Origin of the sequence: Cobetia sp. AM6 (assembly GCF_009617955.1) — a bacterium.
GTDB classification, from domain to species: Bacteria; Pseudomonadota; Gammaproteobacteria; order Pseudomonadales; family Halomonadaceae; genus Cobetia; species Cobetia amphilecti.
In genome coordinates, this window is record NZ_AP021868.1 from 452,446 (window position 1) to 474,755 (window position 22,310).

The window sequence follows — 22,310 nt, forward strand, 5'->3', positions numbered from 1 at the left end:
GCCCTCGGGTGTCGCAAGGAGAGTTAGTGTGAAATACGCACAAGCGCATATTCTGCTCGTCGATGATGATGCGAGCCTGCTCAAGCTGCTCGGCATGCGTCTCGAAAGCCGTGGCTTCAAGGTCACGACGGCCAGCAGTGGCCGCGAGGCGCTCAGCCGTCTCGAAGCCGCACGTCCAGACCTGGTCCTGTCCGACCTGCGCATGGATGAAATGGATGGCATGGCCCTGTTCGGTGAGCTGCAGAAGCGTCAGCCGGGCATGCCCGTCATCCTGCTGACCGCACACGGCTCCATCCCTGATGCCGTCAGTGCCACCCGTCAGGGCGTGTTCAGCTTCCTGACCAAGCCGGTCGACAAGGACGAGCTGTTCGCCGCCATCGATGAGGCGCTGGCCCAGGCGCCGCCCGTAAAGGAGGGTGACGATGCCTGGCGCGCTGGCATCATCACTCGCTCCCCGCAGATGGAGCAGATTCTCGAGCAGGCGCGCATGGTGGCGGCATCCGATGTCAGCGTGCTGGTCACCGGCCCGTCCGGTTCGGGCAAGGAGCTGATGGCCAAGGCCATCCACAACGCCAGCCCGCGCGCCTCGCGTCCCTTCGTCGCCATCAACTGTGGCGCGCTGCCGGAGCAGCTGCTGGAAAGCGAACTGTTCGGTCACGCCAAGGGCTCGTTCACCGGCGCGGTCAGCGCCCACCAGGGCCTGTTCCAGGCGGCGGACGGCGGCACCCTGTTCCTCGACGAGATCGGCGACATGCCGCTGTCGCTGCAGGTCAAGCTGCTGCGGGCACTGCAGGAACGTCAGATTCGCCCGCTGGGCTCCACCACCTCGGTGCCCATCGATGTGCGCATCATCTCCGCCACGCACCGCAATCTCGACAAGGCGATGCACGACGGCGACTTCCGCGAAGACCTCTACTACCGCCTCAACGTGGTCAATCTGAAGCTGCCCGCCCTGCGCGAGCGTGCCGAGGATGTGCCGCTGCTGGCCAAGTATCTGATCAGCCAGGCCGCCGCGCGCCACAAGCCGTTCGTGAAGGGCTTCTCGCCGGAAGCGCTCAACCTGCTGGCCTCCAGTGCCTGGCCGGGCAACGTGCGTCAGCTGGTCAACGTGGTCGAGCAGTGTGTCGCCCTGACCAGCTCCTCGATGATTCCGGAAGCATTGGTCTCCCAAGCGCTGGCCGCGGAAGAGAACGCCTTGCCGTCCTTCTCCGAGGCGCGTGCCGGTTTCGAGCGCAGCTATCTGATCAAGGTGCTGAAGATCACCGAAGGCAACGTGACCCAGGCGGCGCGTATCGCCGGACGTAACCGCACCGACTTCTACAAGCTGCTGGGACGACATGATCTGGAGCCGGGCGTGTTCAAGCCGGGCGCCGAGCAGGGACCGCCTGACTTCTAGGTTTATCGCGTCCGAAGCCACGCGAAAGGCGTAAGGTCAAAAGCGGCCCACAGCTTCTTGCAAGCCCACGCGCGTAAAGCGTGAGTGCAAAAGCGGCTTGGTGTATCGGACGTGAAGCGCTCATGAAAAAGCCCCGTTACCTGTTCAGGTAGCGGGGCTTTTTGCGTCTTGTTCTCGTCATGCCGAGGCAAGGCAGGGGATCAGGGGCGCGGCTTGTAGCGGCGTTTGACCTCGACGGCGAGGCGGCCTTCGCCGAGGCGGATCGAGAGCATCTCGCCGGGCTGGGTCTGGTGGGCGGCGCGAATCACCTTGCTGTCGCCGGGTGCCGGCGTCTGGCTGCCGACACGCTCGACGATGGCGTAGCCACGGTTGAGCACATTGAGCGGGCTGACTGCATTCAGCGCGCGCATCGCGCCTTCCAGGCGCTCACGATCAGCGGCCAGGCGACGTGGCAGGGCGTTGTTGAGGCGCGGGGTCAGCATCGCCAGTTGCTGACGATGGCGCTGGATATCGCGCGCGGGGCTGGCCTGCTGCAGGCGGCGGGTCAGCTGATCGGCCTTCTGCTGCTCACTGGTCATGCGCATGCGCACTGCGGTGTGCAGGCGGCGTTCCAGCTCGCGGGCACGCTGGCGCTGGGTTTCCAGCTCACGCGCCGGATGACGCAGGCGCGAGCGGGCATGATCCAGCCGCTGCGCCGCCTGATCGAGGCGGGCACGCTGCGCGCGCCACAGGCGCTGCTTGAGGGCGGTCAGTTGCTGCACCTGGGCGCGTTGGTCCGGGTACAGCGCCTCGGCAGCAGCAGAGGGCGTCGGCGCGCGCAGGTCGGCGGCCAGCTCCGCCAGGGTGGTGTCGGTCTCGTGGCCGATGGCGGCCACCACCGGCAGGCGCGAGTGGAAGATGGCGCGCGCCAGATGCTGATCATTGAAGGCCCACAGGTCTTCCAGGCTGCCGCCGCCACGCGTGATCAGCAGCGCATCACAGTCGCTGTCGCGATTGGCCATCGCCACCGCGCGAATCAGCTGCGGCACCGCCTGCGGCCCCTGCACGGCGACCGGCAACACGCTCAGATGCGCCTGCGGCCAGCGCTTGCGCGTCACCGCGATCACGTCCTGCAGCGCCGCGCCGGTGGCGGAGGTGATCACGCCCAGATGGCGCGGCGGATGGGGCAGGGCGCGCTGATTGGCGAACACGCCCTCGGCCGCCAGTTGCTCCCTCAGGCGTGCCAGTCGCGCCAGCCACTCCCCCAGCCCCGCCTGCTGCAACGCCTCGACGATCAGCTGATAGTCGCCACGCGCCTCGAACAGCGACACCTTGGCGCGCACCCGCACCCGATCGCCATCCCTGGGTTTCTCGCGCAGAAACTGGGCGCGGCTCTTGAACAGCGCACAGCGCACCTGGGCGTTGTCATCCTTGAGCGTGAAGTAGCAGTGGCCGGAGCGCGGCTGCGAAAAGCCCGAGATCTCCCCCTCGATCCAGAGCTCCCCCAGGCCTCGCTCCAGCAGGCCCTTGGCCTCGCGGTTGAGCTGGGTCACGCTGATGGCGTTGGCGGCAGACGAGGTTTCGAACACGCGACATTCCTTGTGCTGGAGCTGACGGGGAGCTTGAGTGAGGGCGACTATTGAAGTTGTGAAGCACTGAAGCTTGTGAAGTGAACAAGACAATGATGCCACAGGCGAGAAGCGAGAGACGATCCAAAGCGATCCTCGGGATGCGCTGGCCGGCACCCAGCAAGGCTCGGCTCTGGCAAGGTGACTCACCGCCCGCCAGCCCGCAGGCCGCGCCATCCGTGGCTTTAGTTGACCAGATGGTTAGTGTCGTCGGGACGTGAAGTTGCGAGTTTGATAGCCTGCGACGTTTGTCTCGGGCGGGGCGAATGGGTTATCATGGGTGATTACCTCGCAGCAACCGCTAGAACCGTAGTCATGGCGCCTGTCCATCGGGCCCTGCACTGCGGCTTTCGCGCATCCCTCATAAACTGCTACTGGGCGTTCGACATGCTACGTATAGCGCAAGAAGCTCTGACGTTTGATGACGTTCTTCTCGTCCCCGGCTACTCCGAGGTCCTCCCCAAGGACGTCAGCCTGAGATCACGTCTCACACGCGACATCAGCGTCAATATCCCGCTTATCTCCTCTGCGATGGATACCGTCACCGAAGCTCGCCTGGCCATCGCCATGGCGCAGGAAGGTGGTGTCGGCATCATCCACAAGAGCATGAGCATCGCCCAGCAGGCCGCGGAAGTCCGCAAGGTCAAGAAGCACGAAAGCGTCATCGTGCGTGACCCGGTCACTGTCAGCCCGAAGGCCAAGATCCAGGATCTGCTGGCAATGTCCGAGGAGCATGGCTACTCCGGCTTCCCGGTGGTCGAGGGCGAATACCTGGTCGGCATCGTGACCGGTCGCGACATGCGCTTCCAGCCTGACTTCAGCGATACCGTCGCCGGCATCATGACCGGCCGCGAGAAGCTGGTCACCGTGCTGGAAGGCACGCCGCTGGACCAGATCAAGGCCAAGCTGCAGGAAAGCCGTATCGAGAAGATGCCGATCGTCGATGAAGAGTTCCGCCTGCGCGGCCTCGTCACCGTTCGCGACATCGAGAAGGTCAAGACCTACCCGAACGCGGCAAAAGACAGCAACGGCAGCCTGCTGGTCGGCGCCGCCGTCGGCACAGGCCCGGAAACCCCCGACCGCGTCGCTGCACTGGCCGAAGCCGGCGTTGACGTCATCGTCGTCGACACCGCTCACGGTCACTCCAAGGGCGTGATCGACCGCGTCGCCTGGGTCAAGGAGCACCACCCGAAGATTCAGGTCATCGGTGGCAACATCGCGACCGCTGAAGCCGCCATCGCCCTGGCAGAAGCCGGCGCAGACGGCGTCAAGGTCGGTATCGGCCCGGGTTCCATCTGCACCACGCGTATCGTCGCCGGTGTCGGTGTGCCGCAGATGAGCGCCGTCGCCAACGTCGCGGCCGCCATGGCCAAGTACGACGTGCCGGTCATCGCCGATGGCGGTATCCGCTTCTCCGGTGACATCGCCAAGGCCATCGCCGCAGGCGCCAGCATCGTCATGATCGGCGGCCTGCTCGCCGGGACAGAAGAAGCGCCGGGCGAAGTCGAGCTGTTCCAGGGTCGTACCTACAAGGCGTATCGCGGCATGGGTTCCATGGGCGCCATGTCCCAGACCCAGGGTTCCAGCGACCGTTACTTCCAGGACAAGAATGCCGGCGTCGAGAAGCTGGTACCGGAAGGCATCGAAGGCCGCGTGCCCTACAAGGGCATGATGAGCGCCATCGTGCACCAGCTGATGGGCGGCCTGCGTGCCTCCATGGGCTACACCGGTAGCCAGACCATCGAAGAGATGCGCACCGTGCCGCAATTCGTGCAGATCACCGGTGCCGGCTTCGCCGAATCCCACGTCCACGACGTGCAGATCACCAAGGAAGCGCCCAACTATCGGCGCGACTGATACATAGCGAAGCGCGACGCAAAGCGGGAGCCCAACACGGGTTCCCGCTTTGCTTGGGTCGAACGAACTTTCGGTATCGGCTACCCTCGACGCCAGATTGTTTCGGCCCTGCGCTCCCTCGCAGCTCCGAAGCGGGTCTCACGACTCCCCAATGAGAGACTGAAGATGCAAGACATCCATTCCCACAAGATCCTGATCCTCGATTTCGGTTCCCAGTACACACAGCTGATCGCGCGTCGCGTGCGTGAGCTGGGCGTGTTCTCCGAGGTGCGTGCCTTCGACATCACCGAAGAAGAGATCCGCGAGTACAACCCCAACGGCATCATCCTGGCCGGTGGCCCGGAATCCGTCACCGAGCTGGACTCGCCGCGTGCGCCTGAGTGCGTGTTCGAGATGGGTCTGCCGGTGTTCGGCATCTGTTACGGCATGCAGACCATGGCCGAGCAGCTCGGCGGCAAGGTCGAAGGCTCCAACATGCGCGAATTCGGCTATGCCCAGATTCGTGTCGACGGTGAGTCCGCGCTGTTCAAGGACATCAAGGACCACCTGGACGACGAAGGCCGCCCGCTGCTCGACGTCTGGATGAGCCACGGTGACAAGGTCGCGCAAGTCCCGGAGACCTTCACCGTCACCGCCTCCACCCCGAGCTGCCCGATCGCCGCCATGGCGTGGGAAGAGAAGCAGTTCTACGGCGTGCAGTTCCACCCGGAAGTCACCCACACCCTGCAGGGCCAGCGCATCCTCGAGCACTTCGTGATCGAGATCTGCCAGTCCGAGCGTCTGTGGACTCCGGCCAAGATCATCGAAGACCTCACGGATCGCGTTCGCGCTCAGGTCGGTGACCGCAAGGTGCTGCTCGGCCTGTCCGGCGGCGTCGACTCCTCCGTGGTCGCGGCGCTGCTGCACAAGGCCATCGGCGACCAGCTGACCTGCGTCTTCGTCGACAACGGCCTGCTGCGCAAGAAGGAAGGCGACCAGGTCATGGAAACCTTCTCTCGCCACATGGGCGTGAAGGTCATCCGTGTTGACGCCGAAGACCTCTTCCTCGGCAAGCTGGCTGGCGTCAGCGACCCGGAAGCCAAGCGCAAGGCCATCGGCAACACCTTCATCGAAGTGTTCGATGCCGAAGCCGCCAAGCTCAAGGATGTCGACTTCCTCGCTCAGGGCACCATCTACCCGGACGTGATCGAATCCGCTGCCAGCAAGACCGGCAAGTCTCACGTCATCAAGTCCCACCACAATGTCGGCGGCCTGCCGGACGACATGAAGATGGAACTGGTCGAGCCGCTGCGCGAGCTGTTCAAGGACGAAGTCCGCAAGGTCGGCCTCGAACTCGGCCTGCCCTACGACATGGTCTACCGTCACCCCTTCCCGGGGCCGGGTCTGGGCGTGCGTATCCTCGGTGAAGTGAAGAAGGAATACGCAGATATCCTGCGTGAAGCCGACGCCATCTTCATCGAAGAGCTGCACAACTTCGACTGGTACCACAAGACCAGCCAGGCGTTTGCCGTCTTCCTGCCGGTCAAGTCCGTCGGCGTCGTCGGCGATGGCCGTCGTTACGAGTGGGTCATCGCCATTCGTGCCGTCGAGACCGTCGACTTCATGACTGCCCGCTGGGCGCACCTGCCGTATGAGCTGCTGGAGAAGGTCTCCAACCGCATCATCAACGAGCTGGAGCACGTCTCGCGCGTCACCTATGACGTCAGCAGCAAGCCGCCGGCCACCATCGAGTGGGAATGATCGCCTGACGATCCCCCCTCGCTGAGCTGACGCAGCGTTCTGTCTTGACGGTCTCTTGAGCTGATCGAGACGAGAACGCAGCAAGCAAAAAGCCCTTCTGGCCATTGGCTGGAAGGGCTTTTTTGTGGGCGCGATTCAGGAAACGCTTACCGCCTTGTTTACTCCAGCTCGGCTCACTCCTGCTTGGCTGGCGCCTGCCTGGCCTTGCGTAGATCGAGCCGGACGCCGTGGGCGGAGTGGAAGAAGCCGAAGTCGGCCAACAGGCGGGTGTCGCCTGCGGGAGTTTGCCATTCGACTTCGGCGCGGTGATTGCGGACTTCGTGCATCACGGCGTCGTACTTCAGCAGCAGTGAGTCCAGATCGGCTTGCTCGGTCTTCACATTCCATTGAGTGACGACCAGCAGGTAGTCGCCGAGTTGTGGCTGATAGGTGGAGGTGAGATGCGCCTCGGTGAGCGTCAGCGGTAGCGCGTCGCCATCCTTGGAGAGTGCCAGATGCTGATTGAGATAGTCGCTGAGTTGATCTGTCAGCGTCTGCGCCAAGGGAGCATCGGGCTTGGCGTCACCCAGCGCTGCCAGTTGTGGCGCTGCGATCAGCAGGTCTTCACGCGGGAACTGGAGAGTGAGCTTGAGCGTGTGCTGCGGCTGCTGCTGGAAGATGAGCGTGCTGCCGGGCAGGGCATGGGCGTGAGCCGACTGGATGATGCCCATGCCGCTGACACCCATGCCGCTGATTCCCGTGGCAATACCGCCGATCATCACCGCGAGCGTGAGCAGCGCCGCGCGCCACGGCGAGCTGCGGGTCATTCGCTCTGGCCGCCGTAGTCGTCGGTGCGGTCACGCCATACCGAGTGCGGATGGTTGCCGACCTTGTCGGTGGACTTGTTGGACTGCAACGAGAATTCGATCCACAGCGACGGGCCGTGTATGCGCACATAATCGTTTTCGGCGCTGACCTGCGGCGTGCCGGAGAAGCCGAGATAGGTCTCGGGAAGCTCGGAGGTGTACTTCTCCATGTAGGCCGCGGCTTCGGGGGCGGAGATGTCGTCCACATAGGTTTCGATGGCCGTCAGCAGCAGCGCTCGCTGGTCATCATCCAACTCGGAGACCGGCAGGCCTTCATAGCTTTCGGGGATGGCATCGTCGGCCTGGGGGCCAGCGAGGATATCGCGGTAGGTGCCTGCCAGCGTGGCCTCGGCCTTCTGGTCATCGGAGAGCGAGCTCAACAGGGTGGCGAAGGCATCGCGCTCCTGGGTCAGCGGCTCGTTCACCCGGCCGTTCATCTCGAAATAGGGGAAGGGTTCTACACCACGGAAGGAGGGCGTGGCACCGGCCAGCTTGCCGTCGGTATAGGTGTTGGCGAAGGCCATGTGGTGGCCACCGTAGTACAGCTCCCAGGTGCCGGTCTCGCCGGGCGTGCCGAGGAAGGCGAACTTGGTGTTGTAGGAGGAGTAACCGGCCTTGTAGTCGGTGCTGACGGTGTTGATGTAGTCATCGGCGTTGAGCGTCTGGAGCATCTCGTCGAAGCCTTCATCGGGCGCGTGGCCGGTGGCTTCCAGCATGATGGCTTTGACGAGGCCGCGCTGCTTGATGTTCAGCTCGCCCAGCAGCACGCCGGGGCGTTTCGGGAAGGCGCCAGCGGGCAGATTGCTCCAGTTCTCGGCCTCAGCGAGGGAGTAGTCATGCTGGAGGTTCTGCAGGATGTCGTCGTCGGAGATATCCGCCTTGAGCAGATCAATCAGGCACAGCATGCGCGCATAACCGGGTGTGTCGCCGCACTCGGCGGCGCTCTCGGGGATGGGCACGCTCTGCATCTGGGTGCTGGTGTCGCCCATGCGCGCGCGCAGCGCCTCGCTCAGCGCCTGGTCTTCCGCTGACATCGGCGGCGGGCCATCGTGATCGGGCGGCGGCCCATCGTGCCCTTGCTGTGCGAGGACGGGGAAGGACAGGAGCGCGGCCAGCGCGGCTCCTCCGGTCACTGCGAGACGTCGGGACATCGATGGGCCTATTTTCCGGGGACAGGAGGAAAACCTTAGCCCGCCTGACGTCGAGCAGGAAGCCTTCGCCAGATGATTTCTTTGTGCACATGCGGTGGGCTGTGCGTCGGCTGGCGACGACAGCCACGGGCCATGTCACGGCTCACGCCAGTGTCAGGTCACCGTCGTATTCGAAGCACCTTTCCTCGCCGGTGACGGGGTCAATGAACTCGAATCCCTTGGAGAGCAGCTGCAGGGGGCGCGCGTAGTCATCCGGCGAGAGCGGTTGCAGCACGGGGTAGTAGCGGTCATTCAGAATCGGCCAGCCCAGCGTCTGCATGTGCACGCGTAGCTGGTGGGTTCTGCCGGTGACAGGATGCAGCTCGAACAATGCCTGGCGGTCTGTCTGCTGCACGCAGCGAATCACCGAGTGGCTGTTGGCCGCGCCGTCGGTGACATGAATGCGGAAGCGTTGCTCGCTCTGCTCGAGACGATTCTTCACCTCCCACTGCTGGCCCACCAGGGACTCATCGCTGTGGGTCTCCGCGATGGCCTGATAGGTCTTGTGGATATTCCGCGACTTGAACAGCTGATGATAGAGGGGGCGCGTGTCGGGATTGACGGAGCACAGCACCAGCCCCGCCGTGACCCTATCCAGGCGATGCACCGCCTGCAGCGCCTCTATCCCGGTGCGCTTGCGCAGTCGCTGCTGCAGGCACTCATTCACGTACAGGCCGCCGGGTGTCACCGGCAGAAAATGCGGCTTGTAGGCCACCAGAATGTGCTCATCCTGATAGAGAATCCGCTCCGCGAAGGGGATGCTCGGCTCGCTTGCCACCTCGCGGTAATAGAACACGCGTAGATGTGGCTGGTAGGGCGACTCTGGCGTAATCCGCGAGCCATCATCGCGATGCACCTTGCCCTCGGCCATGCGCTCGCGCCAGCGTGACTCGGCAATCGCCGGAAACTTGAGCAGCAGATACTCCAGCACCGTCGTCACACCGGGATTGACCTGAGGCAGGCTCAGCTTGGAAGGACGCGCGGAAATGGACATGGAAGGCCTGAGGTTGAGGGGGGGGGGGCGGCTTGAGGGAGCCATTGTACAGGGTGAGGTGGGGAGCGAGTGTCAGTAGAGGATAGGTTATCTGTGTCGCCGATATATGATCGGGTCTTATGACACTGATCAACGTCCAGTCAGTATTTGCGACACGAAATAGGAATCCGGCTGTATATCGTTGTCATCAAGAGCTACCATCGCGCATTTACCTACATGATAATTTTAGGCTATTGTCAAGAGAGCTCTGCGTTTGTCTCTGCAGTGGACGCCGACTTTGTCGTAGAGCCTTGAGCAGCGACGTTAAGTATTATCTGTGAAATTAGAAGGTTGATTGTGAGTCAAGGGGGAATGAGAGAAGTTGTGTAATATCGTAATTTATTAAGTGCTCATAATATTCGTAATCCAGTTGCTTTGTTGTAGGAGCATATTATCTTTATATGAGATCAAAAAATAGCGCCTAGCTAACCTCCTAATTCAATTTTCGCCGATTAATGCTAATAAGGGTTGTCTGATGACAAAATATATTGAAGAAATAGACCTGGTTATCCCTAGTACTGGTAAAGAGGTAAGAATTGATCTTAAGGGAAGGAATTTAATCATAACTGGCTCTAATGGGTGTGGCAAGACACAACTGTTAAGCTGTATTTATAAGGAGTTATGGTCTTCTGTTATTGAGCGTGACAATAAAAATGTTAATGATGTTGAGCGTGATATCAGGAACACGGAATATTATATTGGCACTTTGAATGTTTCGTCTCAAAACTATAAGATTACAAAGGAAAACCTAAATAATCTTCGGCTTGCACTTGCTAAAGCACAACGACCGCCTGTTGTTATTAATGGGTTAGATGATTTTGTGTTAAAGGTCGAAAAATCTACAGCAATATTATCTAATTTTGGGGCCATGAGGAAGTCAGAAATTGTCAAACCAACATCTATTGTTAGTTTTGATAAGTTGCGCGAACAAGACAGAAGAACATCTATGGACAGGGAGCTTAAGTCTAGCTCTTCTCTTTTTGAACAGTTTTTAGTATCTAATATGGCTCTCCAAGCTTTCTCGGAATCTCCTAATATAAATAATGATGCGGGAGAGGCCAAACGAATTAACAAATGGTTTGTTAAGCTAGAGGAAGATTTGAAAAACCTATTCGAGGATAATTCTCTAAATATAAAATTTAAATCAGACACACTTTCTTTCGAAATAAATCAGTCAGGAAAAAAACCTTATACATTACAATCTTTATCATCTGGCTTTTCTTCTATAATGGCTATATATGCGGAGTTAATCACAAAGGTTTCACTTTACTCAGTAGATCCTAGTGAGTTAACAGGAGTAGTGCTCATAGATGAAATCGATGCGCATTTACATGTTTCTTTACAAAAGAAGATACTTTCATTCCTAACAATATCTTTCCCAAAAGTTCAGTTTATTGTTACTACTCATTCACCATTTGTAGTTTCATCAGTCGAAGATGCTGTGATCTATGATCTATCATCTAATAAGCAAATAGATGATTTGTCTATGTACTCTTATGAATCTATTTTGGAAGGACTTTTTGATGTGCTACCAGTATCTAACAATATGCAAGAAAAGATCAGCTACTTAAACAAGCTCACAAGTAGCAGTTTTATAGATATCGCTAAGATAAAAGATATATTAAGTAGACTCCCTAAAGACGACGATCTAGATCCAGAGACGTTGTATTACGTTAATTTAGCAAAGGTTGCTATTCGTAAAAGCAAGAAAGAGGTTTAGAGCCATGTTTAATACAATAAGAACACGAGAAGCGCCCTCGTCTCTATCACGTCGTCAAAAATACAATTCTAAAGATGTATTGGATGAGCTTTGTAAAGTGTTTTTCAAGAAGTGCTATATTTGTGAGACTAAAGAACCTTTAGATATTAATGTAGAGCATTTTTCATCTCATAATGGAGATTTGAATAAAAAGTTCGATTGGGAGAATCTATACTTATCATGTGCACGGTGCAATAACATAAAACTTCAGGGGTATAATAATCTGCTAGACTGCTGCGATACAAATACCGATGTTTTGAGAGCAATAAAGCACAAGCCACCTACTACCCCTTATGCAAAAAGATTGGAAATAGAACCACAGCTTGTAGATGAAAGTACTTTGGCGACGGCTGAGTTGTTAAATAAAGTTTATAATAGTGACCATACCGATACTAAAATGGTTACTGCTGTAGCTTTGCGTAAGTGTAGGGTGCCGGATGATCGGATTTCACAACGAAGCTATCCTTTGTTAGCCTCTCGTGAGCTCATCAAGCAATTGATTCAGGAAAAGCTTCATGGACATCAAGCTGCATAAGCAAGCGACGACGACACCGAAAATCCGTGCCGACATCCAAGCAGCTCCTTCGAGCATGACGAACAAAGATCTCGCTCGTCAGTTCGGGGTCAGCGTCTCAACTATACAGCGCTGGCGCTATCGTGATGATGTCCTGGATCGCTCCCACACACGTCATAACCTACTCGCGACTCTGACCTCAGAACAGGAAGAGATCGTCATTGCCGCTCGTGAACTGCTTCGCTTGGGGCTCGATGATCTACTTGTCGTTGCTCGGGAATTCCTGAACCCCAATCTGTCGCGTTCCGCGCTTCAGCGCATGCTCAAACGACGTGATGTACCGACTCTCGCCAAGCTGGCGCGTCAAGATGCGAAGGAGGACGAGAAGCCCAAGCATCGGCCTTTCAAGGATTATGAGCCCGGGTATGTGCACATTGATATCAAGCACCTGCCCCAAATGCCTGACGAAGATCAGAAGCGTTATCTCTACGTCGCGATTGATCGTGCCACTCGGTGGGTGTATCTGGAGGTCAGATCAAGTCAATCTGCAAAGGACGCCCAGGCGTTCATGAAGCGTGTGGAAGAGGAGGCTCCCTTCACGATTCGAACCGTGCTCACGGACAATGGTAAATCCTTTACCGATCGCTTCACCGTGGGTGGCGAACGTAAGCCCAGTGGAAATCATCTTTTCGATCAGGAATGTCAGAACCATGGTATTGAGCATCGATTGATCAGGCCAGGCAGACCCCAAACGAACGGGATGGTGGAGCGCTTCAATGGGCGTATCAGCGATGTTCTGGCGACTCGGCGTTATGACTCAAGTGAGGATTTAGAACAGACACTCGAGCGTTATTGCTGGCTCTATAACCACCACATTCCTCAGAAGGCACTACACCACAAAGCGCCTATAGCAGCAATGAAGGAGTGGCAGGTCGAACGACCTGAGCTGTTTACGCAAGCTATAGTCAATCAGACGGAACCCGACACGTAAGGAGGTTTTTAAGCAGTTTAATATATTTCTTGAGTTACAATGTGAGTATTTTGACGAAACGAGTCTTGAAGTTGAGAAAGAAAATGCTATAGAAAGAATGAAGCTTTTAATAATGCCTTCCTCTAAATATAGTGCATTCATAAGCTGGTGTATAATTGAAGATACAGTGCTTTATCCTATTCTGGAGCCATATATTGGATTAAGTGAGGAGTAAGGGTTATTAGATGTTAGGTCAAGGTAAAGCCCTCCCGGCATCGCCGGGAGGGCTTTTACATGCGTCTTGCGGACTACGTTCACCGATGGGTTGATCTGCGGGGTTCTACTCAGATCAGACCATTACATCGGGTGTTGCTCTTCTTCGTAGAGCTCGGCCTTGGCGTCGCGTAGGACATCTTCGCAGGCGCTGTGGTTGGCCAGTTGCAGCATCAGGTTCTGGCTGAGGGCGAAGCCCTTGCCCAGGCAGGTGTCGACCTCTTCGCGGGTGAGCGCCGGGGTGACATTGCAGTCAATCTTCATCGTACGACTACCGCCATCAAAGCGGTCGGCTAGGGCGCGCAAGCGCCAGGCAAGCCGTGTTTTCCAGCGGGCGGTGGGGTCGGGGCCTTCCGTCACGTCGAGCGTGCAACGCCATTCAGGTTTGTAGACCTTCATGTGAACCTCCTCGGCTGGTCGTTTTCAATGATCGATCGTGATGTTCTGCTCCGCGTGCTGTGCTTGATGTCGTGCCTTGTTGCTCGTACCAGAAATGCGTTCCAGTCGTGCATATGACAGTCGTGCTCGAGGCTCGCGCGTCATCTTGATCGACGACAGGCCGAGCCTCTCTCTCACCATACGAGTTTTGGCGCCGAGATACATCAGTCTGAGTGTAAACGTTGCTTATCCTGATGTATCTGCAACAGCTGCTCCAGCGCCAGATGCAGCCAGTCGAAAGTATCAAGTGGCCTCACGACCCGCGCTGGCTCGCCACTTTGTGCAGCGGTGGCGGGGCTGTCAGGCGGAGTGTGCTCACCCAGCAGCTCCGCCAGGCTCTCGATCTGGATGCCTTCGCGTAATGCGAATGTCTCAAGCTCGCCACTGGCCAGCCAGATCTCCTGAATCACCGTCGGCACCGCACTCATGGCACAGGCGTAGTCGAGAATCTCGCCGCGCTCGCGTTCTGCTGCAATGCGCGCGGCATGCGCCAGCAGTTGGGCGCTCAAGGCCGGAAAGCGCGCCTTGGCAATGCGTGGCGGCAGGTGAGAGTCGCCAGGCCCGGGCGCTCGCCAGCGGCGCAGCGCAGGAAGGGGCTGGGTGGAAGAGCCCGGCATTGAAGCGTCTGACGACGGACAAGCAGACGGGGGATCAGTCTTGGAGGCCATGTGGATAAACTCCAGCGCGAAGGGCGAACCGGCAGGCCGGTCGAGGGCGAGGGCTAGGGTCCAGGGTCAGGGCGAGGCAGCAAAGGCCATAGCCGCTGATGAATCAGACAGCGAGGCTGCAAAGACGCTAGCCGCTGATGAATCAGACAGCGAGAAGGGCAGAGTGTTGGATGGCGGGCGAGTCAGCGTCTCTTGTGCGGCAGTCACTGCTGCTGTATTGCCCAACAATGGCAGCTCGGGGTCGCTTAAGCGGCCTATGCAGCAGGCGTTTGCGCCAAGGAGTCACGCGGCGGGCTAGGCTGCCAAGTGATTAATTTTGCGAGAAAAATCATCAATCAATGCAACCAGGCGGCCACTTCGTGCGTACACAGCAGCACGTGCCCGCTGCGTTGCAGCGCTGGCCCATTCCCCCTGGAGAGAATTGACATGACGAAGTACGCCGATCGAATCCGCATTTCCCTGCTGCTGCTGCGCCTCGGGGTCTTCCTCGTTATCACGATGTGGACACTGGACAAGTTCTTCAATCCTGGCCACGCCGCCGCCATCTTCGAGAAGTTCTATGCCATCGGTGGCATGGGCGAGGGCATCGTCATCGCGATTGCCGTCATCGAGATGGTGTTGTTGCTGCTGTTCGTCACCGGCGTGAAGAAGACCCTCACCTACGGTCTGGTGCTGTTGCTGCACGCCGGGTCTACCTTCTCTGCCTTCAAGCAGTATCTGGACCCGTTCGATCACCTGCTGTTCTTCGCTGCCTGGCCGATGCTGGCCGCCTGTGTCGCGCTGTTCATGCTGCGCGAGATCGATACCTGCTTCACCCTCGGTGGCAAGCAGGCGCGTCTTGAGGAAGAAGCGGCACGCTAAGTGACCGTGGTCGAGCTGGCTGCAAGGTTCGGCCACTGCCCTTGCTGAGATGACACACAATAGCGCCGCTCGGGACATGCCCGGGCGGCGCTTTTGTGTGGGGAGGTATCGCCATCGTGCGTCTTCGTGTGGCCTTGCTTGCTTGCGCCGGGGAGAGTAGGGGCTCCAGCGTCGTTATGTGTTTTTTCTTGTTATGTTTATCCAAAAGGCAATCATTTGTCTTGTGTGCAGATAGTAAAGCCCATGATTGTTTCTACTGTGCTCCATAACCGGCATTACGTAATCATCTGATGGCAAGGCCCACAGGCAGCACTGTGCTTGCTCAGGTCACGTCATGCCTTGCTACGCCATGCGGGATTTCTGATGCAGGCCCAGTGAGTCACTCAGCACCTTGAGGGCGCTGGAGAAGTCCTCGGCTTCGCTCGCCTGTGCGAGGCTGTCCGCGCTGGCTTTCTCACTGACGACACTGTTTGCGCTGCTCTTGTCGCTGGGCATTCCACTGCCGCTGACGCTTGCCATGCCGCGATCGCTGGCGATCACCTGACCGACGGAGTGAGCAGTATCGCTGCCGAGTGCGTCGTCACTGGCGTTGCGCGCGATGATGGCGTGGAGGGCCGGCAGGCTGGCGTGATTGTGGAACTGCCAGACGCCGTAGATGCGGCCATCAAAGGAGGCTTCACTGCCCAGCGTCGGGTCGACGGCGAGACCGGCGCCCAGCCCGAACATGTAGAGGCCCGCAAGACGCTGGCCGTGGATGTCGCAGGGGTTGCCGTTGGCATCGGAATCCAGCCCGCCATTCACTTCACGCAGCGTGATGGGCTGATGATGGGCGTCGCTGATGGTGGGCAGAATCGGCTGATAGCCGTTGCACTGCACCACGATGGGCGCGTCGGCGAGTACTTCGCTGGCCAGTTCCAGGCGTTGGGCACTGCCGGGACCGGTCTGCACCAGCTGGATGTCCATCGCGCACTCTTCGATGCGGCCGGTGGCCAGTATTTCCTGACCGATGGCCAGTGCCCGGTAGCGCAGCCCGCCGGAGCGGTTGATGCGACCGCTGATCGGGCATACATCGCGCTCGGCATCGTAGTGATAGCCTGCGGCGCGCGCTTCTTCGGCATTCTCGAAGAACAGCCGAATCGGCGAGCGATGCAGCAGGGTAATCTCCTTGACGCGGGTATTGCGCAGCGCGTCGGCCAGCACGTCGAGCATCGAGAAGGCGCTGTGCGAGCCACCCACCACACAGACGCGACCACCACGGCGCAGACGCGGCAACAGCAGGCTGCGCAGCTGTCCCGGCGGCATGCGCAACAGCTCATCGCCGCTGTAGATGCGTGCGCGCCGCGACGGCGTCAGTCCCTGACGATTGAGGCTCTGGGTCAATCGCTCCGGGCACTGCTGGCCGCCCAGATTGAGCACCAGGTTCTCGGTGCGCAGCCGCGACGTGCGCTGGGCCACTTCCGGTTCATGCGAGAGGGTCAGAATGCTGGTGCCGTCGAGGTACTGCAGCGTGTCCAGGCTGGTGCCGCACCACATCTCGACGCCCGGCAGGGCGGTGATGTGCGCCAATACCAGCGCACTGGCGGCTTCCAGCAGCTCGCCGATCTCATCGAGTCGCGGGGAGGAGTAGGGATCGGCGCGGATTCGCTCCAGGCAGGGTTCGCCTTCGAGCGGGGCCAGCACGTCGGCGAGTGCCGGGTCGCGCAGGCAGTCGAGGAACACATCGCCGACCGAGTTGGCGGTGATGCGATATTCACCCAGCCGACCAGCGCCAAGCTTGCCGCTGGCGTGGGTACCGCCGGCATCGAGAATCAACAGTCCGTGGCGGGCCAGTGTCGTGATCTGGCCTGTCTTGAGGGCATTGAACAGAAATCCCATGCCTGCCGGGCCGACACCGGCCACGATACATCCGTAGCCCGTGATTCTTAAGAGGTCCTTCATGTCGTCTTGCTCCCTGGGTCGTAGTGACATCTTGTGGCTGTTTGGGTAGAGAGGTGTGATCCCCTCTTACAGCTGGCGGCTTGAAGACTGCGCCGCTCTATTGCTGCTCCCCTGTTGTCGGGGCAGCGGTGACCGTGGTGTTTCGGGTGGCAAAGATCGCCTGTCCGTGCGATATCATTTGCTCTTTGATGTGCTATTACAGCAACTTGCATGCGCGTTATGCCGTGCATTGCGGCAATGAAGCTGCCGGATTCACGTCAATGCTGTTTCCATGGTGTTGCCGGTTCTGAGTGCCGGTTCTGAGTGCCGGCGACCTGTGCCTTGCGCCGGGCTTGATGACCGGTTTCATGACCAGCGTGATGACCGGCTTCACACGAGCTGTCAGTACGCTTGCAACGATCCAATTCGGGAGACCACCCCGAGATCGAAAACGCCTGTGCGACACAGACAGCATTTCGCTATCTGCAAGTCATTGATATTCATGATATCGGTTCAGATGGATCCTTTGGACGCGCAGCGGCACCGCTGCGGTAGCCGAGCAATAGCCGAGCGGTATCCAGCAGCACATCACTGATGAGAGGTGGCATTCCTCATACCCGGCATGGGGGTGGGCCCATCTCGGTATGCGCCAATCCTGGTGTGTCATTGGCACTGATAGTCTGAGGCAGATAACAAGAACGTCTTGATGATTATCCCGTCACGAATGTCGGCGCCATTTTCGTGAAGTGCGCTGCAGGAAATGCACGGCGTGAAATATGCAGCGACTCAGCCACCGCCTGATATGGGATTTCGTGACATGCCAACTGACCGTTGGCCATTTTGTTTAATTAACGATAATTAATAAATGATATTTGGCGGGAATCGAATCCTGTCGTGACGAAAATCATGCTTTGAGTTGAGTCACATTCGAGCTGGCTCATACGGTGTGCTGAGAGGTGAGTCTGGCGGGCAAGAGAGGGCGTTGCTCAAAAAGGCTATCTCGCCTGGGGAGCCGGTATCAGGTGCTGGCATCCGTGGCAGGCGTTAGTGGCCACGCTCTGCTATGCTCTGCGCCCGCGCGTAAGCCCGTTCGGCTCGTGCCTGTTCATCGATTGAAGGAATGTCCCCGTGACTGACGCCACCGCCACCCCTGCCTTTGCCTCTCTGGCGCTGGCGCCCGAGCTGCTCGACAACCTCGCCACGCTCGAATATCACACCATGACGCCGATTCAGGCGCAGAGCCTGCCGCCGATGCTGCAAGGCCGCGATGTCATCGCCCAGGGCCAGACCGGCTCCGGCAAGACCGCTGCCTTCGGCCTGGGGCTGCTGTCACGCCTCAAGGTCTCGCGCTTCCGTGTGCAGTCACTGGTGCTGTGTCCGACGCGTGAGCTGGCCGATCAGGTCGCCGGCGAGATCCGTCGTCTGGCGCGCGGCCTGCACAACGTCAAGGTGCTGACCCTGTGCGGCGGCGCGCCCTTCGGCCCGCAGCTGGGCTCGCTGGAACACGGCGCGCACATCATCGTCGGCACGCCGGGACGCGTGGATGAGCACCTGCGCAAGGGCAGCCTGAGCCTGGTCGAGCTCAATACCCTGGTGCTGGATGAAGCCGACCGCATGCTCGACATGGGCTTCGCCGAGGTGCTGGATGCCATCGTCGCCGAGACCCCGGAGGAGCGTCAGACGCTGCTGTTCAGCGCGACCTTCGCCGATGGCGTGCGTCCGATCGCCGAGCGCATGCTGCGTGACCCGGTCAGCATCGAGGTGGCCTCCACCCACGATGACAGCAGCATCCGTCAGCTGTTTCACCGTGTCGCCGATGACGAGGCGCGCTTCGAGGCGCTGCGTATCCTGCTGCTCAAGTACCGCCCGGAGTCCAGCGTGGTGTTCTGCAACACCAAGCGTCAGGCGCAGGAAGTCAGCGACGCGCTCAATGAGCACGGCTTCAGCGCCATGGCGCTGCACGGTGATCTCGAACAGCGCGAGCGTGACCAGACACTGGTGATGTTCGCCAACAAGAGCACCTCGATTCTGGTGGCCACTGACGTCGCGGCGCGCGGGCTGGATATCGAAGCGCTGGACGCGGTGTTCAACTACGAGATCGCGCGTGATCTCGACGCTCACGTGCACCGTGTCGGGCGTACCGGCCGCGCCGGCAGCTCCGGCATCGCCTGCACGCTGTACACCGAGAAGGAAGACTATCGCCTGACCAAGCTGGGCGAATTCCTCGAGCAGACGCTGGAAGCCGAGCCGCTGCCCTCGAAAAGCATGCTGACGCGTGAGCCGTTCCATGCGCGCATGGCGACGCTGCAGATCGACGGCGGCAAGAAGGACAAGCTGCGCCCCGGTGATATCCTCGGCGCGCTGACCGGTGACGGCGGCCTGGAAGGCAGCAAGATCGGCAAGATCAAGGTACTGGCGCGGACCACCTTCCTCGCCGTGGAGCGTGATGTCGCCAAGTCGGCACTCACCCAGCTGATGAATGGCAAGCTCAAGGGGCGCTCCTTCCGCGCGCGTCGTCTCAAGAGCTGAGGCGGGCGGCGTCGGTGACGCGCCTGACCGGTATCGGCGACATGTCTGAGAGGGGCTGAACCAGGCTTTTCATCTGCCATGCGACCTTGATATCACCCCAAGCGATGCCCGCCACCACGGCGGGCATCGTGCTTTTTGAGCAGCAGATTGACGCTCGCAGCCGCTGCGGGCGGTGGCTAAGCTTGAGGTAACGTCCCTGGCCATCAGGGCGCTGATTCGGTACCTCGTGATGACTGCCAACGCCGTCGATAATCTTCGCATTCGTGAAGAACGTCTCATTGATCATGAGCGCATCTACCGCATTCATGAATCCGTCTTTGCCGGCCATCGTGAAGCGCGCCTGGGTGACAGATTGCGTCGAGGCAATCTGGCGCAGATCTCGCTGGTGGCCGAGCGTGTCACCGACCCGGAGACCGGCCGCCACCTCAGCGAAGGCGAGGGCGGCCTGCTGGGGCATGTGATGGTGTCGCGGGTGGAGCTTTCCGGCTACCCGGACCGCGTGCTGATGGCGTTGGCGCCGCTGGCGGTGCTGCCCCAGCATCAGCGTCACGGCATCGGCAAGCGGCTGGTGATCTCGGCGGTCAAGCGCTGCCGGCTGCTGGGGGCGGGGGCCGTGGTGGCGGCAGGCCATGCGGATTTCTATACCCACCTGGGCTTTCATCCGGCGGGTCATTACGGGCTCTACTGCCATCATGACGACGTGCCGGGTTCCTTCGTCGCCTTCGAGCTGCTGCCGGACTATCTGGAGGGGCTGGGCGGTGAAGTGCAGTTTCCCGATACCTTCTCTGAGCTGGGTATCTGAGCAGCCTTGAGCGGTTGGTTTTGATCAGCAACAGGCAACTCGGCGTTGCGTGACCCTTGAAACGGCAAGGCTCCAGCTCCATGTCATGGGTAACACCACGTGGCAGCCTGAGTGTGATGGCAGCTGTCGCGTCATTCCGACCGATGATTCAAGGAGAGACATCATGAAGCTCAAGACTCTGGGTAGTTCGCTGATGATTGCCATGCTCGGTCTCGGTGGCCTGTCGCTCGCCGGTTGCGAGGACGAAGGCCCGATGGAGAAGGCCGGTGAGAAGATGGACAACGCCGTCGAGGAAGCCGGTGATAGCGTCGAGAACGCCACCGATAGCTGAGGCTCGGATGCCAGCGCCGCGATGAGTCGCCGCTGACCTGAGCTGTCGCCAGACACAAGAAGGCCCCGCCTCCCATGAGGCGGGGCCTTCTTGTGTCTGGCTCGGGGAGAAAGCAATCCGCTTATGCCGAGGCGGGCTGCTGCTCGCTCTGCTGCTTGCGGTCCGCGACGGCGGCGTCGTAGGCGCGGCTTTCCTCGGCCTCGGTGGCGGCGCTGAAGCGCACCAGCAGTGCGAACAGCGAGATCACGATCACGCCCATGCCCAGGTACATCAGGCCTTCCTGGTAGGTCAGCTCCTCACTGCGGAACAGGAAGCCCGCGGCGACCGCGCCTGCGTTGCCGCCCGCGCCGACGATACCGGCGACCGCGCCGAGTGCCTTGCGATTGACGAAGGGCACGATACCGAAGGTCGCGCCTTCCGCCATCTGCACGAAGAGGCTGAAGACCAGCATGATGCCGATGGCGACCGCGAGGGTTTCCATCTGGGCGAAGCCGACCAGCGCCACGCCTTCACACAGCAGCGCGATGAACAGCCAGCGCACGCGGCCCTTGAGGCCGGACTGGCGGGCGAACAGGTCGGAGAACACGCCGCCCAGGGTGCGGGCGAACAGGTTCATCAGGCCGAACAGCCCCGCGATGAGACCGGCGGTGGCGAGGTCGAGATCGAAGTGATCGAAGAAGTAGATGGCGGCGACGTTGTTGATGGTCAGCTCGACCCCGAAACAGGCGCCATAGACGAGGAAGAGGGCCCAGACGCGAATGTCGCGTGCCGCCGCGCCGAAGGTGGCGCGCATGCTGTATTCCTTCTCGGCCTTGGGCAGCTCACCACGCTCACGCAGCTCGCTGAAGTTGCCGTCCGGTGCATCCTGGGTGAAGAAGTAGTAGGCGATACCGGTCAGGAACAGCACGATGCCCGGCACGACCATCGCCAGACGCCAGCCCAGGGTCTGCTCGACGCCCAGCATCAGCAGGCCGGCCATCACCAGCGGCATCAGCATCTGGGTGGTGCCGCCGCCCAGGTTGCCCCAGCCCGCGGTGGTGGCGTTGGCGGTGCCGACCACGTTGGGGCCGAACATCACGGAGGTGTGGTACTGGGTGATGACGAAGGAAGCGCCGATGGCACCGATGGCCAGACGGGCCAGAAAGAAGGATTCGAAGCTGTCGGCGAAGCCGATGCACATCACCGGCAGCGAGCCGAGGCACAAGAGCCAGGTGTAGGCCTTGCGTGGCCCGATGCGATCACACAGCACGCCGATGGCGAGGCGCACGATCACCGTGATGGCGACGGAGGCGATGATGGTGTTGCCGATCTGGGTCTTGGTCAGGCCGAGGTCGTCACGTACCACGGCCATCAGCGGCGCGATGCCGAACCAGCCGAAGAAGCAGACGTGGAAGGCGAACCACGACATGTGGAAAGCGCGCATTTGCGGGGTGTTGAAGCTGAACAGCCGGATGCGGCTGGCCTTGTTGCGGATATCCATGAGTGGGCTCCTGATTCAGCGTCGGTGCCGGGCACGAAGTCAGGTGTGCTCGGCGAGTGGTCGAACGGCTGTGAATGAACGACAGCAAGGGCGCCTCGTC

At 59.8% G+C, this 22,310-nt stretch carries 19 protein-coding genes; 10 read left to right on the forward strand and 9 right to left on the reverse strand.

Going from position 1 to position 22,310, the window contains the following annotated elements:
- Nucleotides 1-28: 28 nt before the first annotated feature.
- Complete coding sequence (gene glrR / locus CLAM6_RS02085) at nucleotides 29-1,396, forward strand: two-component system response regulator GlrR (RefSeq protein WP_043333716.1); 1,368 nt, start codon at nucleotides 29-31, stop codon at nucleotides 1,394-1,396.
- 200 nt (nucleotides 1,397-1,596) lie between these two features.
- On the opposite strand, the gene xseA is transcribed toward glrR, so the two are convergent.
- On the reverse strand, nucleotides 1,597-2,964 hold the full coding sequence (xseA, locus tag CLAM6_RS02090) for an exodeoxyribonuclease VII large subunit (protein ID WP_043333717.1): 1,368 nt from the start codon (nucleotides 2,962-2,964) through the stop codon (nucleotides 1,597-1,599).
- A 426-nt stretch (nucleotides 2,965-3,390) separates the two neighbouring features.
- Between xseA and guaB the strand changes: the two genes are divergently transcribed.
- Both guaB and guaA read left to right on the forward strand, forming a co-directional pair.
- Nucleotides 3,391-4,860, forward strand: a complete 1,470-nt coding sequence (guaB, locus tag CLAM6_RS02095) for an IMP dehydrogenase (protein WP_043333718.1) — start codon at nucleotides 3,391-3,393, stop codon at nucleotides 4,858-4,860.
- Nucleotides 4,861-5,025: 165 nt separating this feature from the next.
- Nucleotides 5,026-6,600 carry a glutamine-hydrolyzing GMP synthase gene (gene guaA / locus CLAM6_RS02100; RefSeq protein WP_043333719.1) on the forward strand — a complete coding sequence of 525 codons (1,575 nt, stop codon included), beginning with the start codon at nucleotides 5,026-5,028 and terminating at the stop codon, nucleotides 6,598-6,600.
- Nucleotides 6,601-6,773: 173 nt separating this feature from the next.
- Here the strand turns inward: guaA and CLAM6_RS02105 are convergent, their stop codons facing one another.
- The 3 genes from CLAM6_RS02105 to CLAM6_RS02115 all read right to left on the reverse strand — a co-directional run bounded on the left by CLAM6_RS02105 (nucleotide 6,774) and on the right by CLAM6_RS02115 (nucleotide 9,629).
- The gene (locus CLAM6_RS02105; RefSeq protein ID WP_043333720.1) at nucleotides 6,774-7,406 is read right to left on the reverse strand and encodes a hypothetical protein; all 633 of its coding nucleotides are present in this window, start codon (nucleotides 7,404-7,406) and stop codon (nucleotides 6,774-6,776) included.
- Nucleotides 7,403-8,596 carry a DUF3500 domain-containing protein gene (locus CLAM6_RS02110; RefSeq protein ID WP_197738698.1) on the reverse strand — a complete coding sequence of 398 codons (1,194 nt, stop codon included), beginning with the start codon at nucleotides 8,594-8,596 and terminating at the stop codon, nucleotides 7,403-7,405. Before CLAM6_RS02110 ends, CLAM6_RS02105 begins: the two co-directional genes overlap by 4 nt.
- Nucleotides 8,597-8,738: 142 nt before the next feature.
- Nucleotides 8,739-9,629 (reverse strand): pseudouridine synthase, encoded by an 891-nt coding sequence (locus CLAM6_RS02115; protein ID WP_043333721.1) that lies wholly within the window; start codon nucleotides 9,627-9,629, stop codon nucleotides 8,739-8,741.
- 514 nt (nucleotides 9,630-10,143) lie between these two features.
- On the opposite strand from CLAM6_RS02115, the gene CLAM6_RS02120 reads away from it, so the two are divergent.
- The 3 genes from CLAM6_RS02120 to CLAM6_RS02130 are packed head-to-tail and all read left to right on the forward strand — an operon-like array spanning nucleotide 10,144 to nucleotide 12,932.
- A complete protein-coding gene (locus tag CLAM6_RS02120) occupies nucleotides 10,144-11,388 on the forward strand; it encodes an AAA family ATPase (protein WP_084589407.1) in 1,245 nt (414 codons plus the stop codon).
- A 4-nt stretch (nucleotides 11,389-11,392) separates the two neighbouring features.
- The gene (locus CLAM6_RS02125) at nucleotides 11,393-11,962 is read left to right on the forward strand and encodes a hypothetical protein (protein WP_153635086.1); all 570 of its coding nucleotides are present in this window, start codon (nucleotides 11,393-11,395) and stop codon (nucleotides 11,960-11,962) included.
- Nucleotides 11,943-12,932, forward strand: coding sequence for an IS481 family transposase (locus tag CLAM6_RS02130; RefSeq protein ID WP_153635087.1), 990 nt, complete (start codon nucleotides 11,943-11,945; stop codon nucleotides 12,930-12,932). The genes CLAM6_RS02125 and CLAM6_RS02130 overlap by 20 nt, the downstream gene beginning before the upstream one ends.
- A gap of 336 nt (nucleotides 12,933-13,268) precedes the next feature.
- On the opposite strand, the gene CLAM6_RS02135 is transcribed toward CLAM6_RS02130, so the two are convergent.
- Nucleotides 13,269-13,583 (reverse strand): hypothetical protein, encoded by a 315-nt coding sequence (locus CLAM6_RS02135; RefSeq protein WP_043333722.1) that lies wholly within the window; start codon nucleotides 13,581-13,583, stop codon nucleotides 13,269-13,271.
- Between the two features lie 203 nt (nucleotides 13,584-13,786).
- Nucleotides 13,787-14,290: a hypothetical protein gene (locus CLAM6_RS02140; RefSeq protein WP_153635088.1), complete on the reverse strand. Its 504-nt coding sequence runs from the start codon at nucleotides 14,288-14,290 to the stop codon at nucleotides 13,787-13,789.
- Nucleotides 14,291-14,716: 426 nt separating this feature from the next.
- Between CLAM6_RS02140 and CLAM6_RS02145 the strand changes: the two genes are divergently transcribed.
- A complete protein-coding gene (locus CLAM6_RS02145) occupies nucleotides 14,717-15,151 on the forward strand; it encodes a hypothetical protein (protein WP_043333725.1) in 435 nt (144 codons plus the stop codon).
- Between the two features lie 342 nt (nucleotides 15,152-15,493).
- Here CLAM6_RS02145 and CLAM6_RS02150 read toward each other — a convergent pair whose 3' ends face one another.
- On the reverse strand, nucleotides 15,494-17,089 hold the full coding sequence (locus tag CLAM6_RS02150) for a hypothetical protein (protein ID WP_197738699.1): 1,596 nt from the start codon (nucleotides 17,087-17,089) through the stop codon (nucleotides 15,494-15,496).
- Nucleotides 17,090-18,196: 1,107 nt separating this feature from the next.
- Between CLAM6_RS02150 and dbpA the strand changes: the two genes are divergently transcribed.
- Nucleotides 18,197-19,597, forward strand: coding sequence for an ATP-dependent RNA helicase DbpA (gene dbpA / locus CLAM6_RS02155; RefSeq protein ID WP_043333726.1), 1,401 nt, complete (start codon nucleotides 18,197-18,199; stop codon nucleotides 19,595-19,597).
- Here dbpA and CLAM6_RS17730 read toward each other — a convergent pair.
- Nucleotides 19,587-19,904 carry a hypothetical protein gene (locus CLAM6_RS17730; protein ID WP_167333694.1) on the reverse strand — a complete coding sequence of 106 codons (318 nt, stop codon included), beginning with the start codon at nucleotides 19,902-19,904 and terminating at the stop codon, nucleotides 19,587-19,589. The two genes, dbpA and CLAM6_RS17730, sit on opposite strands and share 11 nt — an antisense overlap.
- A 45-nt stretch (nucleotides 19,905-19,949) precedes the next feature.
- On the opposite strand from CLAM6_RS17730, the gene CLAM6_RS02160 reads away from it, so the two are divergent.
- Nucleotides 19,950-20,399, forward strand: a complete 450-nt coding sequence (locus CLAM6_RS02160; protein ID WP_167333695.1) for a GNAT family N-acetyltransferase — start codon at nucleotides 19,950-19,952, stop codon at nucleotides 20,397-20,399.
- Nucleotides 20,400-20,562: 163 nt separating this feature from the next.
- Nucleotides 20,563-20,730: a hypothetical protein gene (locus tag CLAM6_RS17735; RefSeq protein ID WP_166019763.1), complete on the forward strand. Its 168-nt coding sequence runs from the start codon at nucleotides 20,563-20,565 to the stop codon at nucleotides 20,728-20,730.
- A gap of 121 nt (nucleotides 20,731-20,851) precedes the next feature.
- Here the strand turns inward: CLAM6_RS17735 and CLAM6_RS02165 are convergent, their stop codons facing one another.
- The gene (locus tag CLAM6_RS02165) at nucleotides 20,852-22,210 is read right to left on the reverse strand and encodes a NarK family nitrate/nitrite MFS transporter (protein ID WP_043333727.1); all 1,359 of its coding nucleotides are present in this window, start codon (nucleotides 22,208-22,210) and stop codon (nucleotides 20,852-20,854) included.
- Nucleotides 22,211-22,310 lie beyond the last annotated feature (100 nt).

Excerpts from the sequence above, each read along its gene's own strand:
- guaB (WP_043333718.1), top strand. The coding sequence starts at position 3,391 with ATGCTACGTATAGCGCAAGAAGCTCTGACGTTTGATGACGTTCTTCTC.
- guaA (WP_043333719.1), top strand. The coding sequence starts at position 5,026 with ATGCAAGACATCCATTCCCACAAGATCCTGATCCTCGATTTCGGTTCC.
- CLAM6_RS02105 (WP_043333720.1), bottom strand. The coding sequence starts at position 7,406 with ATGACCCGCAGCTCGCCGTGGCGCGCGGCGCTGCTCACGCTCGCGGTG.
- CLAM6_RS02110 (WP_197738698.1), bottom strand. The coding sequence starts at position 8,596 with ATGTCCCGACGTCTCGCAGTGACCGGAGGAGCCGCGCTGGCCGCGCTC.
- CLAM6_RS02115 (WP_043333721.1), bottom strand. The coding sequence starts at position 9,629 with ATGTCCATTTCCGCGCGTCCTTCCAAGCTGAGCCTGCCTCAGGTCAAT.
- CLAM6_RS02120 (WP_084589407.1), top strand. The coding sequence starts at position 10,144 with ATGACAAAATATATTGAAGAAATAGACCTGGTTATCCCTAGTACTGGT.
- CLAM6_RS02125 (WP_153635086.1), top strand. The coding sequence starts at position 11,393 with ATGTTTAATACAATAAGAACACGAGAAGCGCCCTCGTCTCTATCACGT.
- CLAM6_RS02130 (WP_153635087.1), top strand. The coding sequence starts at position 11,943 with ATGGACATCAAGCTGCATAAGCAAGCGACGACGACACCGAAAATCCGT.
- CLAM6_RS02135 (WP_043333722.1), bottom strand. The coding sequence starts at position 13,583 with ATGAAGGTCTACAAACCTGAATGGCGTTGCACGCTCGACGTGACGGAA.
- CLAM6_RS02140 (WP_153635088.1), bottom strand. The coding sequence starts at position 14,290 with ATGGCCTCCAAGACTGATCCCCCGTCTGCTTGTCCGTCGTCAGACGCT.
- CLAM6_RS02145 (WP_043333725.1), top strand. The coding sequence starts at position 14,717 with ATGACGAAGTACGCCGATCGAATCCGCATTTCCCTGCTGCTGCTGCGC.
- CLAM6_RS02150 (WP_197738699.1), bottom strand. The coding sequence starts at position 17,089 with ATGAAGGACCTCTTAAGAATCACGGGCTACGGATGTATCGTGGCCGGT.
- CLAM6_RS17730 (WP_167333694.1), bottom strand. The coding sequence starts at position 19,904 with ATGAATGCGGTAGATGCGCTCATGATCAATGAGACGTTCTTCACGAAT.
- CLAM6_RS17735 (WP_166019763.1), top strand. The coding sequence starts at position 20,563 with ATGAAGCTCAAGACTCTGGGTAGTTCGCTGATGATTGCCATGCTCGGT.
- CLAM6_RS02165 (WP_043333727.1), bottom strand. The coding sequence starts at position 22,210 with ATGGATATCCGCAACAAGGCCAGCCGCATCCGGCTGTTCAGCTTCAAC.